This is a genomic window from Isachenkonia alkalipeptolytica, from assembly GCF_009910325.1.
Classification (GTDB): domain Bacteria; phylum Bacillota; class Clostridia; order Peptostreptococcales; family T1SED10-28; genus Isachenkonia; species Isachenkonia alkalipeptolytica.
In genome coordinates this window covers 21,770-42,252 of the sequence record NZ_SUMG01000017.1, presented here as the reverse complement: position 1 = coordinate 42,252, position 20,483 = coordinate 21,770, and the positions used below count along the sequence as shown (strand labels likewise).

Below are 20,483 nucleotides of genomic sequence, written 5' to 3'. Positions count from 1 at the left end.
GGGGGGACACTCCTTGAAAAATATTCTGGATGAAAATGCAATCAAACGATCCATTACTCGAATTTCCTATGAAATAATCGAAAAGAACAAGGGGATTGAAGACCTGGTTCTTGTGGGGATAAAAACCCGGGGAGTGCCCTTGGCGGATCGAATTGCCAAGAGGCTCTTTGAACTTGAAGGACTGCAAGTTCCTGTGGGGAAATTGGACATCACCCTATACCGGGACGATCTTACGGAAAAAAACAAGGACCCTGTGATTAACAATAGTGAAGTACCGGAAGATATCCAAAAGAAAATTGTGATCCTGGTGGATGATGTATTATACACCGGAAGAACCACCCGGGCCGCCCTGGATGCGGTGACGGACATCGGAAGGCCTCAGATCATACAGCTGGCGGTATTAATTGATCGGGGCCATCGGGAACTGCCCATTCGAGCGGATTATGTGGGAAAAAATGTACCCACTTCCAAAAAGGAAATCGTGAAGGTGGAACTTGCCGAGGTGGATGGCAGGGACCGGGTATCCATTATCAAGTAAGAATATAATAAGTAAGGATAGAAAAAGTGACCGCACCCTTAAGGGTGGGCCACTTTTTTTATGGTCTTGATATTTTCTTCCAGGGCGTCCACTAATATCGTGGAAAAGTTTTCATAAATAACCATGCCCGGTTTTGAACCCTTTGGGCTTTTCACGTGTTTTCGCCGGGTGTAGTCTACGGAGACCTTCGTGGCATTTTGCCCTTTGCTGTAGTAAGCCGCCAGGGTTGCGGCTTCCAGAATACTTTCTTCGGAAGGTTCTTTGCCCTCCGACAGCAGGACGGTGTGGGAGCCCGGTTGGTCCTTAACGTGGAACCAGAGATCCTCTTTTCCTGCAATTTTAAAGGTGATTTTCTCGTTTTGTTTGTTATTTTTCCCCACCAAAACTTTTAAGCCGTCGGAGGTTTCAAAGGCAAGGGGGTTTGCCGGGGAGGATTTTTTCTTCTTCGTTTTTTTCTTGGCTTTTAAAATCTTTTGCTCCTCCAGTTCCTCCCGGATTTCTTCAATGTCCGATAAATCCTGGGCATGATCAATACTTGAGAGCACTCCCCGTAAATATTCGATTTCTCTTTTGGTCTGAATCTTTTGTTTTCGAATTTCGATCAGGGCATTTTTTGCCTTGTTGTATTTTTTATAAAACTTCTGGGCATTTTCCGAGGGACTCATCCGGACATTTAAGGGGATGGTCACGGTTTTTTGCTCCGGGTCATAGAAGTTTTGCACTTCGATTTTCTTATCCCCTTTTTTCATCCGGTGCAGATTAGCGGTAACCAAATCTCCTTTGAGTTTATGTTCCTCCGCATTTTCCGCGGTCTTGTAATCCTTTTCCAATTTCCCGTATTTATTGACGAGACGCTGAAGGCGTTGACTTACGGTTTTCCGTAAATCCTGGGATTTTTGTTTTAACCGTTCCCGGTGGTCCTTGGTGTAATAGTAGTATTCTAAAACCTCGCTGATCCGATCAAAGGATTTTTTTTCATAGACCGACAGATGGGTTAAGGGATAGATACCAAAGGCTTTGGGTTTATCCTTTTCCAGATAAACCGCCGGAGAAACCTCATGTTTTTTGAGACTGTCCAGAAGCTTTTTGTATTCCTGATACAGGTCGTAAAAGTTTTCATCCTTTAGGGAATGGAGAGGAAGGTCTTCATCAAGACCTGCCCGTTCAATAAGTTCTCTGGAGATCAGAGGGGAAAATCCGATGATGTTTCCAAAGAGCCCCTTGATTAAAGTCTCCGTGGAAGGGGAGGATATAACCTCCTTGAAGGTCCTTAGGGAATCGATGTCAAAGGGGGAGGTTTTATCCAGGGGCGGGTGTTCATAGGAAATTCCCGGCAGTACCTGGCGAAGGCTGCTGACTTCCATGCCCACCCGTTTAATGCTGTCAATGATTTTTCCGTTTTCCCCGTTGACTAATAAAATATTACTGTGTTTGCCCATCATTTCGATGATCAGTTCCTTCGGCTGCAGAATATTCAATTCATCATAGGAATCGATGGTGATCTTTAACACCCGGTCAAAATAGGGTTGCTCTATGCTTCGGATTCTTCCGTTTTGCAGGGTTTTTCGAAGGAGCATACAAAAGTCGGGGGCTTTTTTAGGATTGGTTTTGTTTATCCTTGTAAGATGCACCCTAGGGTAATTGCTGTGGGCGGATAGGAGCAATCGGTAATTGGTCTTTTGACTGCGGATCAACAGATGGATTTCATCTTTTTCCGGCTGGTGAATTTTGTCCACTTTTCCGTCAATCAGCAGGTTTTCCAGTTCGTTTTTCAAACTATAAAGCAGTGTGCCGTCGAGGGCCATAACTTTTTCCTCCTTCATTTACTTATTGCTTAAATATAGCATAAAACGTAGGGCAAGGCAAAAACCTGAAAGAATCTTTCTCGGTAGAGGATGAAAAACAAAAGATCAGTGGTTAAAAAAGAAAAGATTTGTTATAATGAGGGCAAGCTTATTGTAAATAAAACAAGAAAATGAGAGGAAAATCATGAAAATCGATTTTATAAAAATCCATGGAATCGGCAACGACTTTATTATCACTAAGGATCAATTAGAACCCGGGGATTATTCCCGGGGGGCAAAGAGTATTTGCAACCGTCGTTTCGGCGTGGGGGCCGACGGCTTTATGGCGGTGGAAAAAAGCCTGAAAGCCGATGTGAAGATGGTATATTATAACAATGACGGGTCCCTGGCTAATATGTGCGGCAACGGTCTCCGTTCCTTTTCGAAATATGTTTTCGACAACAAAGAAGTAAAAGGGCGGCGTTTTACCGTGGAAACCCTGGATGGTATAAAACCCGTGGAGATTACCGAGGTGGATCCCCGGGGCCGGGCAGAAAAAATCAAGGTGGAGATGGGTTGGTATCAACTGGATTTTCTATCGAAAATCCTGGAAGTACAAGGGGAAACCTTGGAACTGGGAAGCCTTATCCTGGGGGTTCCCCACGGGGTGATCTTTGAAAAACGCCTTTCCGAGGAACGGCTCAAGAGTTTAGGGCCGGCGGTGGAATCCCATCCCCTGTTTTCGGAAGGTATCAATGTGAATTTTGCTAAGGTTCTTGACGGGGAAAATGTGGAAATCATAACCTGGGAAAGAGGCTGTGGCTATACCCTGGGTTGCGGGACCGGTATGACCGCCGTGGTGGTTCTGGGAAACCTGCTGGGAAAACTTTCAAGGAAGGTTAAGGCCCACTCGCCGGGAGGGACCTTGGAAATTGAAATTTTGGAACGAGAAAAGAGGATAACCATGGAAGGGCCTGCGGAAACCATTTGTGAAGGCACCTATGAACTAAAATAGAGAAAATAGGAGGTTACCCTATGTTAATCAGTATGACCGGTTTTGGAAGGGGAGAAGCCCGGGTTGGGAATAAAACCTTTTCCATTGAGGTAAAATCTGTTAATCATCGTTATCTGGATATGAACATCCGTATGCCTAAACAATTTTTAAACTTCGAAGAACCCATGCGAAAATTGATTAAAGAACAAGTGCGAAGAGGAAAAGTGGATGTATTTGTAAATTATGAAACCTTAGAAAGCTCCAAGGGGGAAGTGAAGGTGGATTTGGAACTGGCCAAGGGATACTATGAAGGCCTCAAAGCCATTGGAGAGCACCTCTCCATTACCGATGACGTAAACACCCTGGCCATCGGACGAATGCCCGAGGTTCTTTCCCTTGAAACCGGGGAAGAGGAGGAAAAGGTGATTGAAGAGGGGATTCATAGTGCTCTGACCCAGGGTCTGAGTCATCTTTCCGCCATGCGTAAAAATGAGGGGGAAAAAACAGAACAGGACTTGGCCCACCGGCTAGAAGAGGTGAAGGCATCCCTAGAGATCATTGAAAATCTTGCCCCCACCCAGGTGGAGCAGTACCGGGAGAAGTTGATGGAGCGCATCGGAGAGCTGGTACAAAACCAAATAGACATTGATGAAGAACGAATTCAGGGAGAAGTGGTGTTCTTTGCAGATAAAAGTAATATCAACGAAGAGGTGGTACGGCTGAAAAGTCATGGAGAAGAGTTTCATAAAACCCTAAGCCTCCGGGAACCCATGGGAAGAAAGCTGGATTTTATTCTCCAGGAGATGAACCGGGAAATCAACACCATCGCCTCAAAGTCTCACAGCATGGAAATATCCAGGGAAGTCGTCCAGGTAAAAAGCGCCTTGGAAAAAATGCGGGAGCAGGTTCAAAATATCGAATAATCCCTATAGGACCGGCAATCCTTTCAGGGAAGGATATAGTTACCGAACAAACAGCAATCCATAAAAGATTAACCATAAAGGAGGAAAAGTATGAGCGGCGGATTAATAAATATCGGATTCGGAAATATTGTGGCGGTGAACAGAATCGTTGCCATTGTCAGTCCCGAGTCGGCACCGATCAAACGGATGATTCAGGAGGCCCGAGAAAGAAGCATGCTGGTGGACGCCACCTATGGAAGGCGTACCCGGGCCGTGATTGTCACTGACAGTGAACATATAATACTATCAGCGATTCAACCGGAGACCGTGGCTCAGCGCTTAGAGAACCGGGAAAAGGAAGAACAGGAAATTCCGGTGGAAATAGATATAGAGCAAGAGGAAGACTAAGATAACCAAGATTCTCAAAATAGGCTTAAGAAATAATCAGAAAGAGGGATGGTATGGAAAACAGCGGACTGTTAATAGTAATATCCGGCCCTTCGGGAGCAGGGAAAGGAACGATTTGTAAAGCTTTACTGGAAAAAGATCCAAGCATTCATGTATCGGTTTCTGCCACCACAAGGGCTCCCAGGATGGGGGAAGTCCATGGGGAAAATTATTATTTTCTTACTATGGAGGAGTTTAAAGAGCGCTTAGAGCAGGATCAATTCCTGGAATACGCTAAGGTTTATGACAACTATTATGGAACTCCGAAGGAAAATGTGATGGAGCAGCTTCAACGAGGAAAAGATGTGCTTTTGGAAATCGATACAGAGGGAGCCTTGAAGGTAAAGGAAAAATTCCCGGAAGGGGTATTTATTTTCATTCTACCTCCCAGGATCGAAGATTTGAAAAGACGAATTATGAATAGAGGTACGGAAAGCGAAGAGGATATTAAGAAGCGATTAGAGGCGGCAAAGGAAGAAATTCAGAAAATCCATGAATACAATTATGGAGTGATCAATGATGATGTGGAACGGGCCACCCTGGATGTGCAAAGCATTCTATCCGCGGAGAAACTGAAAACCGAAAGAAATTATCAGGATCTGATTGAAAAATATATTTAAAGGAGTGTTATTAATGTTAAACCCATCAGTTAATGATTTAGTCGAAATTGTAGGAAGCAAGTACACCTTAATTGTCCTAGCGGCAAAAAGAGCAAGAGAAATCAATTTAGGAGCCATTCCCACAGTGGACATGCCGAATTCCAATAAAGCGGTGTCCATTGCAACCCAGGAGATTTACGAAGGCAAAATTACCTATACAAGAATCAAAGAATAGAGGTGATTCGATGTTAAAGGGAAAGAATGTAGTACTAGGCGTAACCGGGGGCATTGCAGCCTATAAGGCCTGTGAAATAATTAGCGGTCTGAAAAAAATCGGTGCGAACATTGATGTTATTATGACCCGTTCCGCCACGGAATTTATCACCCCCTACACGTTTCAGTCCTTAACCGGGAACGCCGTGGTGGTGAATATGTTTGAAACACCTAAATACTGGGATATGGAACATATTTCTCTAGCTCAAAAATCGGATATATTGCTGGTGGCACCAGCCACTGCCAATCTGATCGGGAAGGTGGCCACAGGGATTGCGGATGATATGCTTTCCACTACGATTATGGCCTCCGACAAACCTGTAGTATTTGCTCCGGCTATGAATACGAAAATGTTTGAAAACCCTGGGGTTCAAGAAAACATGAAGACCCTGCTGAAACGGGGATATCATATTATTCCCCCTAAGGGGGGGATGCTGGCTTGTGGAGACGAAGGGCAGGGAAAGTTGCAGGAAGTCTCCATAATCCTGGAGGAACTGGAAAGAATCTACGACAAAGAGTTGCAAAGGGAAAATAAGGATTTAGAAGGAATCAAGTTTCTCGTAACCGCCGGCCCTACCCGGGAGATTATTGATCCGGTACGTTTTTTAAGCAACCACTCCACGGGGAAAATGGGCTATGAAATTGCCAAAGCCATTATAAAGCGGGGCGGGGAAGTGAAACTGATTTCGGGGCCCAGCGGTTTAGAGGCGCCGGAAGGGGCAGACACGGTTTTAGTTGAAAGCGCGGAAGAGATGTTTGAAGCCGTTCAGGAGTCTTATCCCTGGTGTGATGTGTTAATCAAGTCCGCGGCGGTATCCGATTACCGACCGAAAACCCGGGAGGGGCAAAAGGTAAAAAAAGATTCCCGGAAGGAAGAAATCCAACTCACCTTGGTGCGAAATCCCGATATCCTCTTTGAAATGGGAAAAATAAAAGGTCCGGGGAAAATCCATGTGGGTTTTGCTGCGGAGACGGAAAAAATAAAGGAACATGGAGAAGAAAAAATCCAAAAGAAAAACCTGGACTTTATTGTGGCCAATGATGTAACCGAGGAAGGGGCAGGTTTTGCTCATCATACCAACATTGTCCATTTTATTGATAAAAACGGAGATCACAGTAAAACCGAAAAAGTGGAAAAGTCCGCCATCGCCCATGAAATACTGGATAAGGTACTGCTGAAGAAAAAGTCTGAAAACAGCTAAAGTATTACTGTTAAAATTGATTGCAAAAGGAGGGGTTTTATGGAGGTTGCCAAGGTCATAATCGATCAAAATTCCCATCACACCGACCGACCCTTCGACTATAAAATCCCCGGGGAGTTAAGGGAAGCAGTGAAAGTGGGAAGCCGAGTGCAGGTGACCTTCGGAAAGGGTCATAAGAAAATGGAGGGGTATGTCCTTGGAGTTAAGGATATTGAAAAACCCCGGTATACCATAAAAAATCTTCAAGGGGTGGTACAAAACGTACCACCCTTGTCTGAGTTGCAAATTGACATGATTCTTTGGATGAAAAAAACTTATTTATGTACCTATATGGAGGCAATTTCCGCCGTGGCGCCTCCGAAAGCCTATGGAAACATCAAGGAGAAAAAGGATGTTTATGTAAGAAGAAAAATCTCCTCGGAAAAACTGGAAAGCCAACTGGAGAAAACGCCAAACAACGCCAAACGGCAAAGAGAGATTCTACAGTATTTCCTAGAGGAAGAGGAACTATTACTAAAATCCCTGCCGGGCATTAAAAGCCTATACAAAAATGCAGTTAATGCTTTGGAAAAGAAGGGGATCCTTGAGGTCATAGAAAAAGAAAAGGCCTCTAAGCTCTTAAGTATGAAATCTCCGTCCAATCCTCCCAGGGTGCCCTTAACCACGGAACAAAAGAAGGCCTTGGAAACCATGAAAGAGGGTTTTCAGCAAACTCAGCAAAATGGAGTAAAGGGGAAGACTTACCTGCTTCATGGCGTTACGGGAAGCGGAAAGACGGAACTTTACCTAGGACTGATAGAAAAAGCCTTGGAGATGGGGAAAACCGCCATCGTTCTGGTGCCGGAAATTTCTCTGACCCCTCAAACCATGGAACGGTTTACCGCCAGGTTCGGGGAAGCCATCGCCCTTATTCATAGCTCCCTGACCTTAAAGGAGCGCTACCATGAATGGGAAAAAATTCAACAGGGGAAAGCGAAAATCGTAATCGGTGCCCGTTCCGCAATTTTTGCCAATCTTGAAAACCTGGGGATGATTGTGGTGGATGAGGAACACGAATATACTTATAAATCCGAGCAAAATCCAAAATACCATGCCATAGAGATTGCCAAGTACCGCAGTGAAAAAGAAGGGGCTCAAGTTATACTGGGCTCTGCCACCCCCTCCGTGGAGAGTTATTACCGGGGGGAAAAGGGGATATACGAATTAATATCTTTGGACCGGCGGGTAACGAAGCATCAGCTTCCCCAGGTGGAAATGGTGGATATGCGGGAGGAACTGGATGTAGGGAATTTAAGCATGATCTCGGGAAGTTTAAAAAGTCAGATCGAAGAAAACTTAAAAAACCGGGGACAAACTATACTATTTTTAAATCGTCGGGGGTTTTCAACTTTTCTTTCCTGTAAGAAATGCGGATACGTGGAGAAATGCCAAGACTGTGATATTACCATGACCTACCATCTGCCTTCCGATGAACTTATCTGCCATTACTGCGGAAAAAAGAAAAAGCCTATTACGGAGTGTCCCGACTGTGGCAGCACAACCATTAAACATTTCGGATACGGCACTCAAAAGCTGGAAAAAAATATCGAAAACCTATTTCCCCAGGCGCGAATTCTTCGAATGGATGTGGATACCACCACGGAAAAAGGGGCCCACGAAAAGGTATTAAATGCTTTTAAGAATCGTGAGGCGGATATCCTGATCGGAACCCAGATGATTTCCAAGGGACTGGATTTCCCGGGAGTGACCTTAGTGGGAATAATCGCCGCGGACTCCATTTTAAATCTTCCGGACTTTCGGGCTTCAGAGCGGACTTTTCAGCTACTGACCCAAGTGGCGGGCCGCGCGGGACGGGGAGAGGACTTAGGCTCCGTAGTCCTTCAAACCTATAAACCGGAACACTATAGCATTGAGGAGGCTATAAAGCAGGATTATGTCGGTTTTTATAAAAGAGAAATCGGCCTTCGGGAAGCCTTTGAATATCCTCCCTTTACGGCTCTTTATTTGGTAAATCTTATGGGGGAGGATGAAGACAAGGTGTATAACACCGCGATAAAAATTTCCAAAGGCATTCGATATATACTGAAAAATGAAGGGCATAGTGATTGTTTGGAAGAGTGTATTTTAGGGCCGAACCCCTCGGTAATTACAAAGATTAATAAAAACTACCGTTACAGAATTTTACTGAAAAACATTAATATTGACAAACAGCTATTGAAAAAAGTTCTCAAATATGTTTGTATTAATAAAAGAAAACAATTTGTTCCCGATGAGGTAAACTTAAGTATCGATTTTAATCCCTATAGTATTATTTAAGCGGAGGGTTTTCTGCTTGGGATTTATTTCGAATAGCCCCTGGTGGAAGAGCTGATCAAGGGTTAGGAAAACTTAAAGTCATAGAACAAATTCCCTAGGGTAAACCTAATAGTTCAATGAACACAGGAGGAGATGAACGTGGCAATTAGAATCATTCGTAAGGACGAAGATCCCATTCTTCGTAAAAAAGCAAAAACCGTGGAAAAAATAGACGACCGGGTAAAAACATTATTGGAAGATATGAAAGATACCATGTATGATGCTGACGGCGTCGGACTAGCCGCTACCCAGGTCGGGGTGTTAAAAAGAATAATTTTAGTGGATGTGGGTCAAGGCCTGTTGGAGATGATCAATCCTGAGATCGTAGAGACCTGCGGCGAAGAGATTGACGAGGAAGGTTGTCTAAGCTTACCGGGAGTAAACGGAGAAGTTTCTCGGCCCGAGGCGGTCACCGTAAAGGGACTGAACCCCCAGGGACAGGAAATCGTTGTGGAGGCGAAAGACTTATTTGCCCGGGCCCTATGCCATGAAATTGATCATTTAAACGGGGTACTGTTTACGGACCGAATCATCAAATAGCAAACAACCAACTGAAAAGAAGGTGAAAAGTATGAAGGTTATTTTTATGGGGACCCCGGATTTTGCGGTCCCCTGTCTTGAAGGATTAATTAAGGATAAAAACCATGAAGTGGTGGGGGTTTTCACCCAGCCCGATAGGCGAAAGGGCCGGGGGAAAAAAATGCAGGGTACTCCGGTGAAAACCCTGGCCGAAGAGGAAAACATCCCGGTCTATCAGCCGGAAAAACTGAACACACCGGAATCCTACGAAATTCTTAAGAATATCAACGCCGATATTTTTGTGGTGGTGGCCTACGGGCAGATCCTTTCGAAGGAAATGCTGGAACTCCCCCCTTATGGTGCCGTGAACGTCCATGCTTCTCTGCTGCCGAAATACCGGGGAGCCGCACCGATTCACTGGGCCATCATTAACGGAGAGGAAACAACGGGGATTACAACCATGCAAATGAATGAAGGATTGGATACGGGGGATATGCTGTTGCAAGAGGGCATCTCTATCGGAGATGAAGATACCACGGGAGATCTTCATGACCGGCTGGCCTTACTTGGGAAAAAACTTTTAGTTGAAACTCTGAATAAACTGGAAGAAAAATCAATCACACCCACGCCACAGCCTGAAGAGGGCAGCAGTTATGCGCCGAAAATTTCAAAAGCCTTAGCAGAGATTGATTGGAGTACTTCCGCAAAGGAGATCTACAATCTGATTCGGGGACTGAGCCCCTTTCCCGGGGCCCGGACCCGGTATCAGGAAAAATCTTTAAAAATCCATCGTGCCCGATGGATCGAAGAGGAGCATTCAGCGGATCCCGGCATGATACTTGAGGTTTCCAAAGAAGGAATCCTGGTTGCCGCAGGAAAAGGTAAGATTCAAATTACCGAGCTGCAACTCAGCGGTAAAAAACGCATGGGGGTATCGGAATTTTTAGCGGGAAATAGCCTGGAAGTCCATGGGAAATTAGGTGCTCGGGATGAATAGCGTAAAACGGCTCCTGACCCTACTTTCGGTGATGTTTTTGATAGGTATTCTTATTCTTGCAGGGGGATGGGCTCTTTCCCGGGGGGCGTCCGCGATACTTTTAGGAATCATCAACTATGGCTTGCTGATGGGAGCGATAGCCTTTTTTGCGTTAACTTTTTTACTGATTTATGCTATAATAATGCTTAGAGCAGAAAAGGTGATCCCGAAACCGTTAAAAAACGGGGTGAGGTTATCCATTCGACTGCTGTATCCCATCATTGTGGGAATCGGAAAACCCCTGGGCTACGATAAAAAAACCATACGAAATGCTTATGCCCAACTGAATAATCATCTGATTCTCAGCAACGAGTATCAATTTAAAGGGGAAGAGATCATGATTTTAACCCCCCATTGTCTTCAAAAGTCCACCTGCGGCCTTCGGGTTACCCAAAACCCGGATTTATGCAAGCGATGCGGACAGTGCAATGTGGACGATCTGGTGGGATTGAAAGAAAAATACGGAATTCAACTGGCGATTGCCACCGGGGGAACCCTGGCAAGGCGTAAAATAATGGAAATGAAACCGAAGGCGATTATTGCCGTAGCCTGTGAACGAGACTTAATCTCAGGACTGCAGGATGTAAAAGATCTGCCGGTTTTAGCCATTGTCAACCGGCGCCCGGAAGGCCCCTGTGTGAATACAGAAATGGATATTGAACAGGTGGAGCTGGGAATCCGCCATTTTCTAAAGGAGTGATATAAATGCCAATGCCTTTAATGATGAGTACACAGTCTTTGATGCTGATGATTCCGGCGATTCTTTTTACGCTGTATGCTCAAAGCAAAGTAAAATCAACGTTTAATAAATATTTACAGGTGCGGACACTTAAAGGATTTACAGGATCTCAAGTAGCAAGAGGGATTCTGGATCGAAACGGAATGCATGATGTGAATGTGGAAAGAAGCCAGGGAAGTTTAAGCGATCATTACGATCCGAGAAGCAAAGTGGTTCGACTGTCCCCGGAGGTTTATGAAAGAAGTTCCGTGGCCTCCGTATCCGTCGCCGCCCATGAGGTGGGGCACGCCCTGCAACATGCCGGGGGTTATTTGCCCTTGACCATTCGGAACAATTTTGTGCTACCCATCGCCAACTTCGGATCAAAGACCGCCTGGATTTTTATTTTGGGAGGATTTTTATTCCGAGGGGAAATCATGGGGGTGGACATGCTGGATCTTGGAATTTTACTATTCGCCGCGGCGGTGGTTTTTCAAATCGTAACCCTGCCGGTGGAATTTAATGCAAGTACCCGGGCCGTTGCCTTACTGGAAGGGAACGGTTATCTGGAAGCCTCGGAAATGCCTCAGTCGAAAAAAGTATTAAATGCTGCGGCCCTCACCTATGTAGCCTCCATGGCAGCTGCGGTTTTACAATTAGCTCGGCTGATTATGTTGAGAAATAGACGATAATAAAAAAGGCGCAGAAGTCGCCTTTTTTATTTAAGTAAAAAGGAGGAAATTTATGAATCCGAGAAAAGGAGCTTATCGGGTCTTGTCAAAAGTACTGTATGAAGAGACCTATTCCAATATCGCATTAAACGAAGAAATTCAAAAAGGAGATTATAAGGATAAGGATTTAAACCTCCTGACGGAGATTGTCTATGGTACCATTGAAAAACTCTTGACCCTGAATTTCGGGATCGATCATTTTTCCAAAGTGAAAACAAAGAAGATGGATGAGGCCACCCGACTGATTCTTCAAATCGGGGCCTACCAAATACTTTTTCTGGACCGTGTTCCCGATTTTGCCATTGCCAATGAAGCGGGAAAACTTGCGAGGGTCTATGCCAAAAGATCCAAAGGCTTTATCAACGGCATTCTTCGGAATATGATTCGACGAAAAGAGGAGATTTCCTGGCCGAAAAAGGAGGCGAATCTTCCCTTGTATCTGTCGGTAAACTACTCCTATCCTATGTGGTTAGTAGAGGAGTTGCTGAAATATTATTCAGCGGAGTTTACGGAAGGGTTCATGAAAGCCTCTGCTGAAAATCCCCCTATGTATTTTCGGGTGAATACGCTAAAAGTCTCAAGAGAAAAAGTTCTGGAAGCTTTTAAAAAACAGGGGCTCGAGGCGGAAATCTCAGCCCTTCTTCCTGAGGCAATTAAAGTGCAGGGTCTGAAAAATATTTCCGATTTTCAGCCCCTCAAAGAGGGATGGGTTCATATTCAGGATATCAGCTCCATGTTTGCAGCCAAGTTCTTAGATCCAAGGCCCGGAGAGTATGTCATGGACCTTTGCAGTGCACCGGGAGGGAAAACCACCCATATCGCCCAGTTGATGGAAAACAAAGGGGAGATTATTGCCCGGGACATTTTTCCCCATAAGCTTCGGTTGATCGAAGAGCATAGCCACCGTCTGGGAATTAACATCATTAAAACCCGGCAGTTCAGCGGGGAAAACCTGGACAAGGAGTCCATAGGGAAGGCGGACCGGGTGTTGGTGGACGCCCCATGCAGCGGTCTCGGGGTCATTCGCCGAAAACCGGAAATTAAGTACCGGGTTCGAAAAGAAGGACTCGAAGCACTGCAAAAACTTCAGCGTACCATACTGGAAAATGCGGCGAAATATGTAAAGTCCGGAGGGGTACTTTTGTATAGCACCTGCACGATCCATCCTTTGGAAAATCAGGGGATAACCGAAGCTTTTCTAAAAAACCATGGAGATTTTGTCCCCGTGGATCTAAAAGAAGAAACCGAAAGCCGTGTTAATAGCAACCTCGGTTTTTTCAACGAGTCCGGAGCGGTCGTCATTTTTCCCCAGGAACATCAAATGGACGGTTTCTATATACGCAAATTTCAAAAGCAATAGATAAAGGTCCGTTTTTATAGTAAAATGATATGATAAATAGAAGGGAGGACTTTCATTGTCCGAAGCAAAATTAGATTTACTCAGTATGACGGAAGAAGAGTTACAGAAATGGATGAAAGAAAGCGGTCAACAAAGTTTTAGAGGAACCCAGATCTTTGAATGGGTGCAAAAGGGAAACAAAAATATCGAAGAGATGTCCAATCTCTCCAAGGATTTACGGGGATTTTTAATGGAAAACGGTAAGGTGACGGATTTAAAAGTTGATAAAATGATTCACTCGAAACTCGATGAGACGGTTAAATTTCTGTTTCAATTGGAAGACCAGCATAAAATCGAGTCCGTGCTGATGCGATATAAACATGGGTATACCCTGTGTATTTCAACCCAAGCCGGTTGTGCCATGGGATGCAGCTTCTGCGCTTCCTCTAAGGGAGGCCTGCAACGGGATCTGACGGCAGGAGAAATCATCGACCAGGTGCACCAGGTTCAAAAGAATAAAGGGATTCGAATCTCCAATGTGGTTTTAATGGGGATCGGAGAGCCTCTGGATAATTTTAAAGAAGTGAAAAAGTTTTTATGGAATATACACCATCCCAAGGGACTGAATGTCAGTAATCGAAATATTACCTTGTCCACCTGCGGCTTGGTACCGGAGATCTATAAACTGAGGGATCTGGATTTACCCATTAACTTAGCCATATCCCTACATGCTCCCGAGGATGAGATGCGTGAGGCGATCATGCCCATTGCAAGGAAGTATTCCATTGATCAGGTTCTAACCGCATGTAAGGATTATATTAAAAAAACCAACCGAAGAATTACCTTTGAGTATGCTCTGGTAAAGGATTTTAACGATCAACGGGAGCATGCTAAAAGATTAGCGAAAATTTTAAAAGGGATGCTTTGCCATGTGAATATTATTCCGGTAAATCCCATTGACCAGGGGGACTTTGAAAAACCCTTTGACAAAACCGTCAAGGCCTTTGAAGAGGTTTTAAAGGAAAATCGAATTCCCGTTACGGTTCGAAGGGAACTTGGGCAGGATATTGATGCAGCCTGCGGGCAACTTAGAAACCGGAACTAATTAACTTGATAGCTAGGGAGGTTATGGAATGAAAGGAAGGGCCATGAGCAGTGTTGGAAAAGTGCGTAAGGCGAATGAAGACTTTTTTGGTATCCATGAGAAAGGCCAGCTATTTTATATGGTGGCTGACGGTATGGGGGGCCATAAAGCAGGGGATGTAGCCAGTGAAGAAACCGTAGGCTGTGTTTCTGAGTTTTTACAAAAACATCTGCACCCTGAGGCAAGGGGAGCAGAGGTTGAAAAAATTCTTGGGGAAAGCATTTCAGAGGCGAACACCGAGATTTTTGAAAAAGCCCAAAAGCAAGAGGAATGCAGTGGGATGGGAACCACCCTGACCCTGGCCGTTCCCCTTCCCAAAGAAAACAAGGTATATTTTGCCCATGTGGGGGATTCCAGAGCCTATGTCATTGAAAAGGATGGGATTTACCAGGTTACGAGGGATCACTCCTTAGTACAGGAGCTTGTGATCAACGGAGATATAACCGAAGAAGAAGCGAAGGCTCATCCGAAAAGGAATGTGATTACCCGGGCCGTGGGCACGGAAAGAGAGGTTCGTCCCGACGTATTTTCCATAGATTTTTCCTTTGACTCCGATCATTACATTATCTTATGTACCGATGGTCTTTCCAATGCCATGGGAGAAGAAGAAATCAAAAATACTGTCCGGGACAGTGGAAGTATTGAAAGTGCATGTGCAGCGTTGATTAATAAGGCCAATGAGCGGGGCGGACAGGATAATATTACCGTTCTGATTCTGCAGGGGTCTTAGAAGGGAGGTTAGGTTTAATGATCGGAAATATTTTAGGCAATCGCTATGAAGTGTTGGAAAAGATCGGGGACGGCGGTATGGCCCTGGTATACAAAGGGAAATGTCAACTGCTGAACCGTTACGTGGGAATTAAAGTTCTGCGTCCGGAGTTTATTCAAGACAAGGATGTAGTGAATAAGTTTAAGCGGGAATCCCAAGCGGCGGCAAGTCTTTCTCATCCAAATATTGTAAATGTTTATGATGTGGGGCAGTATGAAGATACTTATTATATCGTTATGGAACTTGTGGAAGGGATCACCCTGAAAAAATACATTCAGGAAAAGGGAAAACTCTCGGAAAAAGAGGCTTTACAAGTGGGAAAACAAGTGGCAAAGGCATTGAAACATGCCCACAGCAACAGCATCATTCACCGGGACATCAAACCCCATAATATTTTAATTCAAAGAGATGAAGATGGGCGGATTCTGGCAAAAGTCACGGATTTCGGCATCGCCCTTGCCACCACCAGCTCCACCTTGACAAATACGGGAAGCATTGTGGGATCCGTGCATTATTTTTCTCCCGAACAGGGACGAGGCGGATATGTGGACGAAAAGTCCGACCTGTATTCTCTGGGAATCACCCTCTATGAAATGGTTACGGGAAGAGTTCCTTTTAATGCGAAAACCCCCATTGCCATCGCCTTAAAACATAGTCAGCAAAAACCGGAAAAACCCTCTACTTATAATCCCGAAATTTCATCGGGATTTGAAGCTCTGATTTTAAAGCTCCTGGAAAAGGAGCAATCCATGCGCTATCAAAATGCAGAACTGTTGATTCAGGATTTCAATAACCTTCAAGGGGAAGGGAAAGCTCCCAACCCCTTATTGGCCTCAATGAATGCTCAGGACGCCACCACCCAGGTTCTCGGGAAAAACGGAGAAAAAAATTACTCCAACAAAGTAAAAAGGAGCTCAAGAAGCGCTGTTAAGGAGGAAGAAGAGGAAAAGAAGAGTAAAAAGCCCATGATTGCCATCGGTATTATTGCGGCATTGATTGCTATTTTAGGGATTACCCTGGGGGCCCTGTATGTTCAAGGGCTTTTCGGCGAAAATGATGATATCCAAATGCCGGAAGTTGTGGGTCTGGAACGGGAGGAAGCCGTGGAGATTCTCGAGGAACACAATTTGGAGTATGAAAGCGAAGAGGTTCATGATGCAGAAGTTCCCGAGAATTTCGTGATCAGTCAAAACCCTTCGGCAGGAATATCTGTAAAAGAAGGAAGCACCGTAGACCTTCGGATAAGCCTTGGTCCCGATATGGCCCTGGTACCAAATCTTATTCATGAACGAGAGGTAGACGCAGAACTGATTTTGGATGAGGCGGGGCTTATCCCCGGAGAGGTGACCTACGAAGAAAGTGATTTCCCTGAAGGGGTGATCATTGAACAGGACCCCGGGTTCCGTTCGGAAGTCAGTGCAGGAAGCGAGGTTAACTTCACCGTCAGTGAAGGAAGACCGGAAAGTATGCCGGACCTGTCGGGGTTGACACGGATCGAAGCGGAACGGATCATTCGGCAAACCGGTTTAATCCCCGGAGAGATTTCCGAGGATTTCAGTGAAGAGGTTCCCCAAGGCCGGGTGATTTCCCAGAGCATTGAAAGCGGTGAGACCGTGGAGCCGGATGAAACCGTGGACCTGGTCCTCAGTCTCGGAGAGGAACCGGAGGAAGAGGAAGAAGAACCGGATCCGGAAATCATTACGAAGGAACTGGAGATTGACATCGAAGACCTTGAAGGAACTGTTGATATTGAAGTTCGTGAAATCAATGAAAACCGACGGTATTATCGGGATAGACATAATGCCGATGAAGAATCCCTAGTGGTGATTCCCATTGAGGGGGAGGAAGGTTCCGGGCAAAAGGTTTTTGACATCTTCATTAACGGAGAATTTCAACGGGAAGTTAGAATGAATTTTTAGGAGGTGCTCATGAAAGAAGGACGGATCATTAAAGGAATCAGCGGCTTTTATTATGTAAGTCTAGAGGACGGTTTGTATGAATGCAAAGGCCGGGGGATCCTGCGAAAGGATAAAGTAAAACCCTTAGTGGGAGACTGGGTACAGGTTTCTCACTTGGATGCCGAGGAGAAAACCGGTACGCTGGAGAGAGTACTTAGTCGAAAAAATCAGCTGAAACGTCCGGAAATTGCCAATGTGGACCAGGTGGTCATTGTAGTTTCCGTGAAAAATCCCAGTCCCTCATTAAATTTGATGGATAAAATCATTGTCCTTGCCGAGGATCTGGGCCTTGAGGTGGTTCTTTGTATCAACAAAGGAGACTTGGAAACGGAAAAGGGCATCACCCAAAATGAAATTCAAGAAATTTATGAGCCCACCGGTTATCCCATGATTTTTACCAGCGCAAAAGGAAATCGAGGCATCGATGATCTTAGAAATAAACTCAAGGGTAAGGTATCGGTTTTTTCCGGTCCCTCGGGGGTAGGAAAATCCAGCCTATTAAATGCCATCAAACCGGGCCTTCAGTTAAAGACCGGGGAGGTTAGCGAACGGATCCAGCGGGGCAAGCACACCACCCGTCATACGGAGCTGGTCTCCGTTGATCAGGACAGCTGGATCGCCGATACCCCGGGGTTTGGAAATTTAGACATCGATGAAATTCAACGGGAGAACCTGCGTTTTTATTTCCGGGAGTTCCTTCCCCATATGGAAAACTGTAAATTCACTTCCTGTCTTCATTTAAAGGAACCGAAATGCGCAGTGAAAGCCCAAGTGGAGGAAGGGACCATATCACAGCAACGATATAACCATTACGTACAGTTTATGACCGAGATCAATGAAAAAAGGAGAGGGTAATCATGAAGTTGGCACCATCCATTTTATCCGCGGATTTTTCCAATCTGTTAAAGGATGTAAAAATCGTGGAAGAGGCAGGCTGTGAGTATCTGCACATCGATGTAATGGACGGACACTTTGTTCCAAACATCACCATCGGACCCTTAGTAGTGGAGAGCCTGAAAGGAAAAACCGATATGATCTTTGATGTGCATTTAATGATTGAAGAACCGGAAAAGTATATTGAAGGGTTTTCCAAGGCCGGAGCGGATATTATCACGGTGCATCAGGAGGCGCCGGTCCATCTCCACCGGGTCATCCAACTGATCAAGGCCCAAGGGGTTAAGGCGGGGGTTTCTCTGAACCCGGCCACCCCCATCAGCACCTTAGAGTATGTACTGGAGGACTTGGATATGGTACTGCTTATGTCCGTGAATCCAGGCTTCGGGGGACAAAAATACATTCCCGCAATGACAGAAAAAATCCGAAAGCTGAAAGAAATGATTGCTGAAAAGGGGCTGAAAGTGGATATTCAAGTGGACGGAGGAATCAACCCGGAAAACGTAAGGGAAATCGTATCCGCCGGGGCGGACATCATTGTGGCGGGTTCTGCAATTTTCAAGACCGAAGACGTTTCCAAAGCGGTTCAAAACCTTCGTATGAAAGGGGAAGGTTAATTGAACATTACCATTGTAACCAACGGAAAAATTGAGAACCTGTCCTGGCTGAAGGGCAAACTGAAAGAAAACGCCGGAAAAGGTCATTCCATCATTTGTGCCGATGGAGCCTCGAAGTACTTAAGGGCCATCGATTTTGTTCCGGATCTTTTAGTGGGGGATATGGACTCCATTGATCCTGAGGGAAAGAAATGGATGGAGAAAAACCGGGTCCCTTTGAAAAAATTCCCTTCGAGAAAGGATCAAACCGATACGGAAATTGCCCTTGAATACAGTGTGTCGAAAAAACCTGAAAAAGTGGAAATTCTCGGGGCCTTTGGTTCGAGGATGGACCATACCCTGGGAAATATTCAGCTTCTGGAAGGTTTTTTTGATTCGGATATTTCCATCGTGCTGTTGGACGAAGAAAATGAAATATGGCTGCTTAAAAAGCATACAACCCTCCGGGGAAGAAAAAATGAAAACTTTTCCATCCTGGCCATTACCGAATCCGTCGGGGGGATTACCCTAAAGGGTTTCGAATATCCCTTGGAAAACCACACCTTGTATCGGGGACATACCTTAGGCATCAGTAATATTATACGAACTGAGGAAGCGGAAATTTCCTACAGGGAAGGAAAGCTCCTGGGGATCATTGCCAGGGATTAGGGTGAGGGTTTCCCCGTTCCCGGGGGAAGAGCCCGGCGATGTAGATGCCGGGGAAAAGACAAAAACAAAAAATAAAAAAAGATCTTTAAAAAAAGATCTTTTACCGTACCGATTCAATAAGGATGTAAAAAAGCCTGCTATTAACTTTTAGATAGTAGGCTTTTTTATTTTCAATCTTGACTTATAAAGCTCGCTGAACTTTTCCGGAACGTAGGCATCGAGTACACACTTTAATTCTTCGCGGGGACCCGTCAATAATTGCCTTAACTCGTCGTAAGTTAGGCGCCCATGTTCTTTTATTATGATTAACAGCGTGGCTTACTCTATGTCCAGATACTACTCCTTTATTGCAAACTGCACAAACCTTAGCCATTATCTACACCTCCTCCAAGGGTTGTCTAAACCTTTAAAACACTATAATGTTATCACGAGAATCCTACTTTGGCAAGTCTTTTATTTTTTGGCACCAAAGTTTTCAAAGCATCTCTAGTTGCACTATTGATGAGATTATTATAAAATAAAGGTTAGAAAACTTTTCATAGTTACTGAAAAAGACTTTTGATAAAAGTCTTACTTTTAAAATACCATGAAATGAGAATAAGAGCAACTATTCTAAGGAGGTTTTATGATGTCAGGAAAAATTATGAGCCAATATGGAGAAATCACGATTGATGAACATGTCCTTGCAACGATAGCCGGTACCGCAGCCATGGAGTGCTACGGTTTAGTGGGAATGGCGACTAAAACGGCGGCAGGAGGAATTGTGGAACTTTTGAAGCGGGAACAGTCCAGTAAAGGCGTAAAAATTACCACAAAGGATAATCTTATTACCGTGGATCTGTTTGTGATTGTGGAATTCGGTACAAAAATATCTGTGGTGGCCAATAACATTATTGAAAAGGTAAAATACAATATTGAAAATCTAACGGGAATGAAGGTGGATAAGGTAAATATCCACGTTCAAGGCATTCGCGTAGAAAAATAGAAGAAGGAGGGATCGCAGTTGGGAACAAATG

At 44.8% G+C, this 20,483-nt stretch carries 22 protein-coding genes; 20 read left to right on the top strand and 2 right to left on the bottom strand.

The annotated features are described in order from the left end of the window. Positions 1–13 precede the first annotated feature (13 nt). The gene (gene pyrR / locus ISALK_RS11725) at positions 14–538 is read left to right on the top strand and encodes a bifunctional pyr operon transcriptional regulator/uracil phosphoribosyltransferase PyrR (protein WP_160722506.1); all 525 of its coding nucleotides are present in this window, start codon (positions 14–16) and stop codon (positions 536–538) included. Positions 539–576: 38 nt separating this feature from the next. Here pyrR and ISALK_RS11720 read toward each other — a convergent pair whose 3' ends face one another. Next, complete coding sequence (locus ISALK_RS11720; RefSeq protein ID WP_160722504.1) at positions 577–2,343, bottom strand: Rqc2 family fibronectin-binding protein; 1,767 nt, start codon at positions 2,341–2,343, stop codon at positions 577–579. A 184-nt stretch (positions 2,344–2,527) separates the two neighbouring features. Between ISALK_RS11720 and dapF the strand changes: the two genes are divergently transcribed. From dapF to ISALK_RS11630, 18 genes are all read left to right on the top strand, one after another. Next, positions 2,528–3,337, top strand: a complete 810-nt coding sequence (gene dapF / locus ISALK_RS11715) for a diaminopimelate epimerase (protein ID WP_160722502.1) — start codon at positions 2,528–2,530, stop codon at positions 3,335–3,337. 20 nt (positions 3,338–3,357) lie between these two features. After that, positions 3,358–4,239, top strand: a complete 882-nt coding sequence (locus ISALK_RS11710; protein WP_160722501.1) for a YicC/YloC family endoribonuclease — start codon at positions 3,358–3,360, stop codon at positions 4,237–4,239. 90 nt (positions 4,240–4,329) lie between these two features. Next, positions 4,330–4,626 carry an extracellular matrix/biofilm regulator RemA gene (remA, locus tag ISALK_RS11705; protein ID WP_160722500.1) on the top strand — a complete coding sequence of 99 codons (297 nt, stop codon included), beginning with the start codon at positions 4,330–4,332 and terminating at the stop codon, positions 4,624–4,626. Between the two features lie 53 nt (positions 4,627–4,679). Beyond that, the gene (gene gmk, locus ISALK_RS11700; RefSeq protein WP_160722499.1) at positions 4,680–5,285 is read left to right on the top strand and encodes a guanylate kinase; all 606 of its coding nucleotides are present in this window, start codon (positions 4,680–4,682) and stop codon (positions 5,283–5,285) included. A 13-nt stretch (positions 5,286–5,298) separates the two neighbouring features. After that, the gene (gene rpoZ, locus ISALK_RS11695) at positions 5,299–5,499 is read left to right on the top strand and encodes a DNA-directed RNA polymerase subunit omega (RefSeq protein ID WP_160722498.1); all 201 of its coding nucleotides are present in this window, start codon (positions 5,299–5,301) and stop codon (positions 5,497–5,499) included. A gap of 10 nt (positions 5,500–5,509) precedes the next feature. Beyond that, positions 5,510–6,739 carry a bifunctional phosphopantothenoylcysteine decarboxylase/phosphopantothenate--cysteine ligase CoaBC gene (coaBC, locus tag ISALK_RS11690; RefSeq protein WP_160722497.1) on the top strand — a complete coding sequence of 410 codons (1,230 nt, stop codon included), beginning with the start codon at positions 5,510–5,512 and terminating at the stop codon, positions 6,737–6,739. Between the two features lie 39 nt (positions 6,740–6,778). Beyond that, a complete protein-coding gene (priA, locus tag ISALK_RS11685) occupies positions 6,779–9,055 on the top strand; it encodes a primosomal protein N' (RefSeq protein ID WP_160722496.1) in 2,277 nt (758 codons plus the stop codon). A 138-nt stretch (positions 9,056–9,193) separates the two neighbouring features. Next, positions 9,194–9,634 (top strand): peptide deformylase, encoded by a 441-nt coding sequence (gene def / locus ISALK_RS11680; protein WP_160722495.1) that lies wholly within the window; start codon positions 9,194–9,196, stop codon positions 9,632–9,634. Positions 9,635–9,665: 31 nt separating this feature from the next. Continuing rightward, a complete protein-coding gene (gene fmt / locus ISALK_RS11675; protein ID WP_160722493.1) occupies positions 9,666–10,610 on the top strand; it encodes a methionyl-tRNA formyltransferase in 945 nt (314 codons plus the stop codon). Next, on the top strand, positions 10,603–11,349 hold the full coding sequence (locus ISALK_RS11670; protein WP_160722491.1) for a DUF116 domain-containing protein: 747 nt from the start codon (positions 10,603–10,605) through the stop codon (positions 11,347–11,349). The genes fmt and ISALK_RS11670 overlap by 8 nt, the downstream gene beginning before the upstream one ends. 5 nt (positions 11,350–11,354) lie before the next feature. Next, complete coding sequence (locus tag ISALK_RS11665; RefSeq protein WP_236660366.1) at positions 11,355–12,059, top strand: zinc metallopeptidase; 705 nt, start codon at positions 11,355–11,357, stop codon at positions 12,057–12,059. A 52-nt stretch (positions 12,060–12,111) separates the two neighbouring features. Then, entirely contained in the window at positions 12,112–13,458 is a 1,347-nt protein-coding gene (gene rsmB, locus ISALK_RS11660) for a 16S rRNA (cytosine(967)-C(5))-methyltransferase RsmB (protein ID WP_160722489.1), read from the top strand. A gap of 55 nt (positions 13,459–13,513) precedes the next feature. Next, positions 13,514–14,542, top strand: coding sequence for a dual-specificity RNA methyltransferase RlmN (gene rlmN, locus ISALK_RS11655; protein ID WP_306770737.1), 1,029 nt, complete (start codon positions 13,514–13,516; stop codon positions 14,540–14,542). Between the two features lie 28 nt (positions 14,543–14,570). Then, a complete protein-coding gene (locus ISALK_RS11650; protein WP_160722487.1) occupies positions 14,571–15,311 on the top strand; it encodes a Stp1/IreP family PP2C-type Ser/Thr phosphatase in 741 nt (246 codons plus the stop codon). A gap of 17 nt (positions 15,312–15,328) precedes the next feature. Beyond that, positions 15,329–17,269 (top strand): Stk1 family PASTA domain-containing Ser/Thr kinase, encoded by a 1,941-nt coding sequence (gene pknB / locus ISALK_RS11645; RefSeq protein WP_160722485.1) that lies wholly within the window; start codon positions 15,329–15,331, stop codon positions 17,267–17,269. Positions 17,270–17,278: 9 nt separating this feature from the next. Next, positions 17,279–18,163: a ribosome small subunit-dependent GTPase A gene (gene rsgA / locus ISALK_RS11640; RefSeq protein ID WP_160722483.1), complete on the top strand. Its 885-nt coding sequence runs from the start codon at positions 17,279–17,281 to the stop codon at positions 18,161–18,163. Next, positions 18,163–18,819 (top strand): ribulose-phosphate 3-epimerase, encoded by a 657-nt coding sequence (gene rpe, locus ISALK_RS11635; RefSeq protein ID WP_160722530.1) that lies wholly within the window; start codon positions 18,163–18,165, stop codon positions 18,817–18,819. The genes rsgA and rpe overlap by 1 nt, the downstream gene beginning before the upstream one ends. Then, positions 18,820–19,467, top strand: a complete 648-nt coding sequence (locus tag ISALK_RS11630) for a thiamine diphosphokinase (RefSeq protein WP_160722474.1) — start codon at positions 18,820–18,822, stop codon at positions 19,465–19,467. It abuts the gene before it with no gap. A gap of 181 nt (positions 19,468–19,648) precedes the next feature. Here the strand turns inward: ISALK_RS11630 and rpmB are convergent, their stop codons facing one another. After that, on the bottom strand, positions 19,649–19,840 hold the full coding sequence (gene rpmB, locus ISALK_RS11625) for a 50S ribosomal protein L28 (RefSeq protein WP_160722473.1): 192 nt from the start codon (positions 19,838–19,840) through the stop codon (positions 19,649–19,651). A gap of 255 nt (positions 19,841–20,095) precedes the next feature. Here rpmB and ISALK_RS11620 point away from each other — a divergent pair, with 255 nt between their 5' ends. Continuing rightward, a complete protein-coding gene (locus ISALK_RS11620) occupies positions 20,096–20,452 on the top strand; it encodes an Asp23/Gls24 family envelope stress response protein (RefSeq protein ID WP_160722472.1) in 357 nt (118 codons plus the stop codon). The last annotated feature ends 31 nt before the right edge of the window (positions 20,453–20,483 follow it).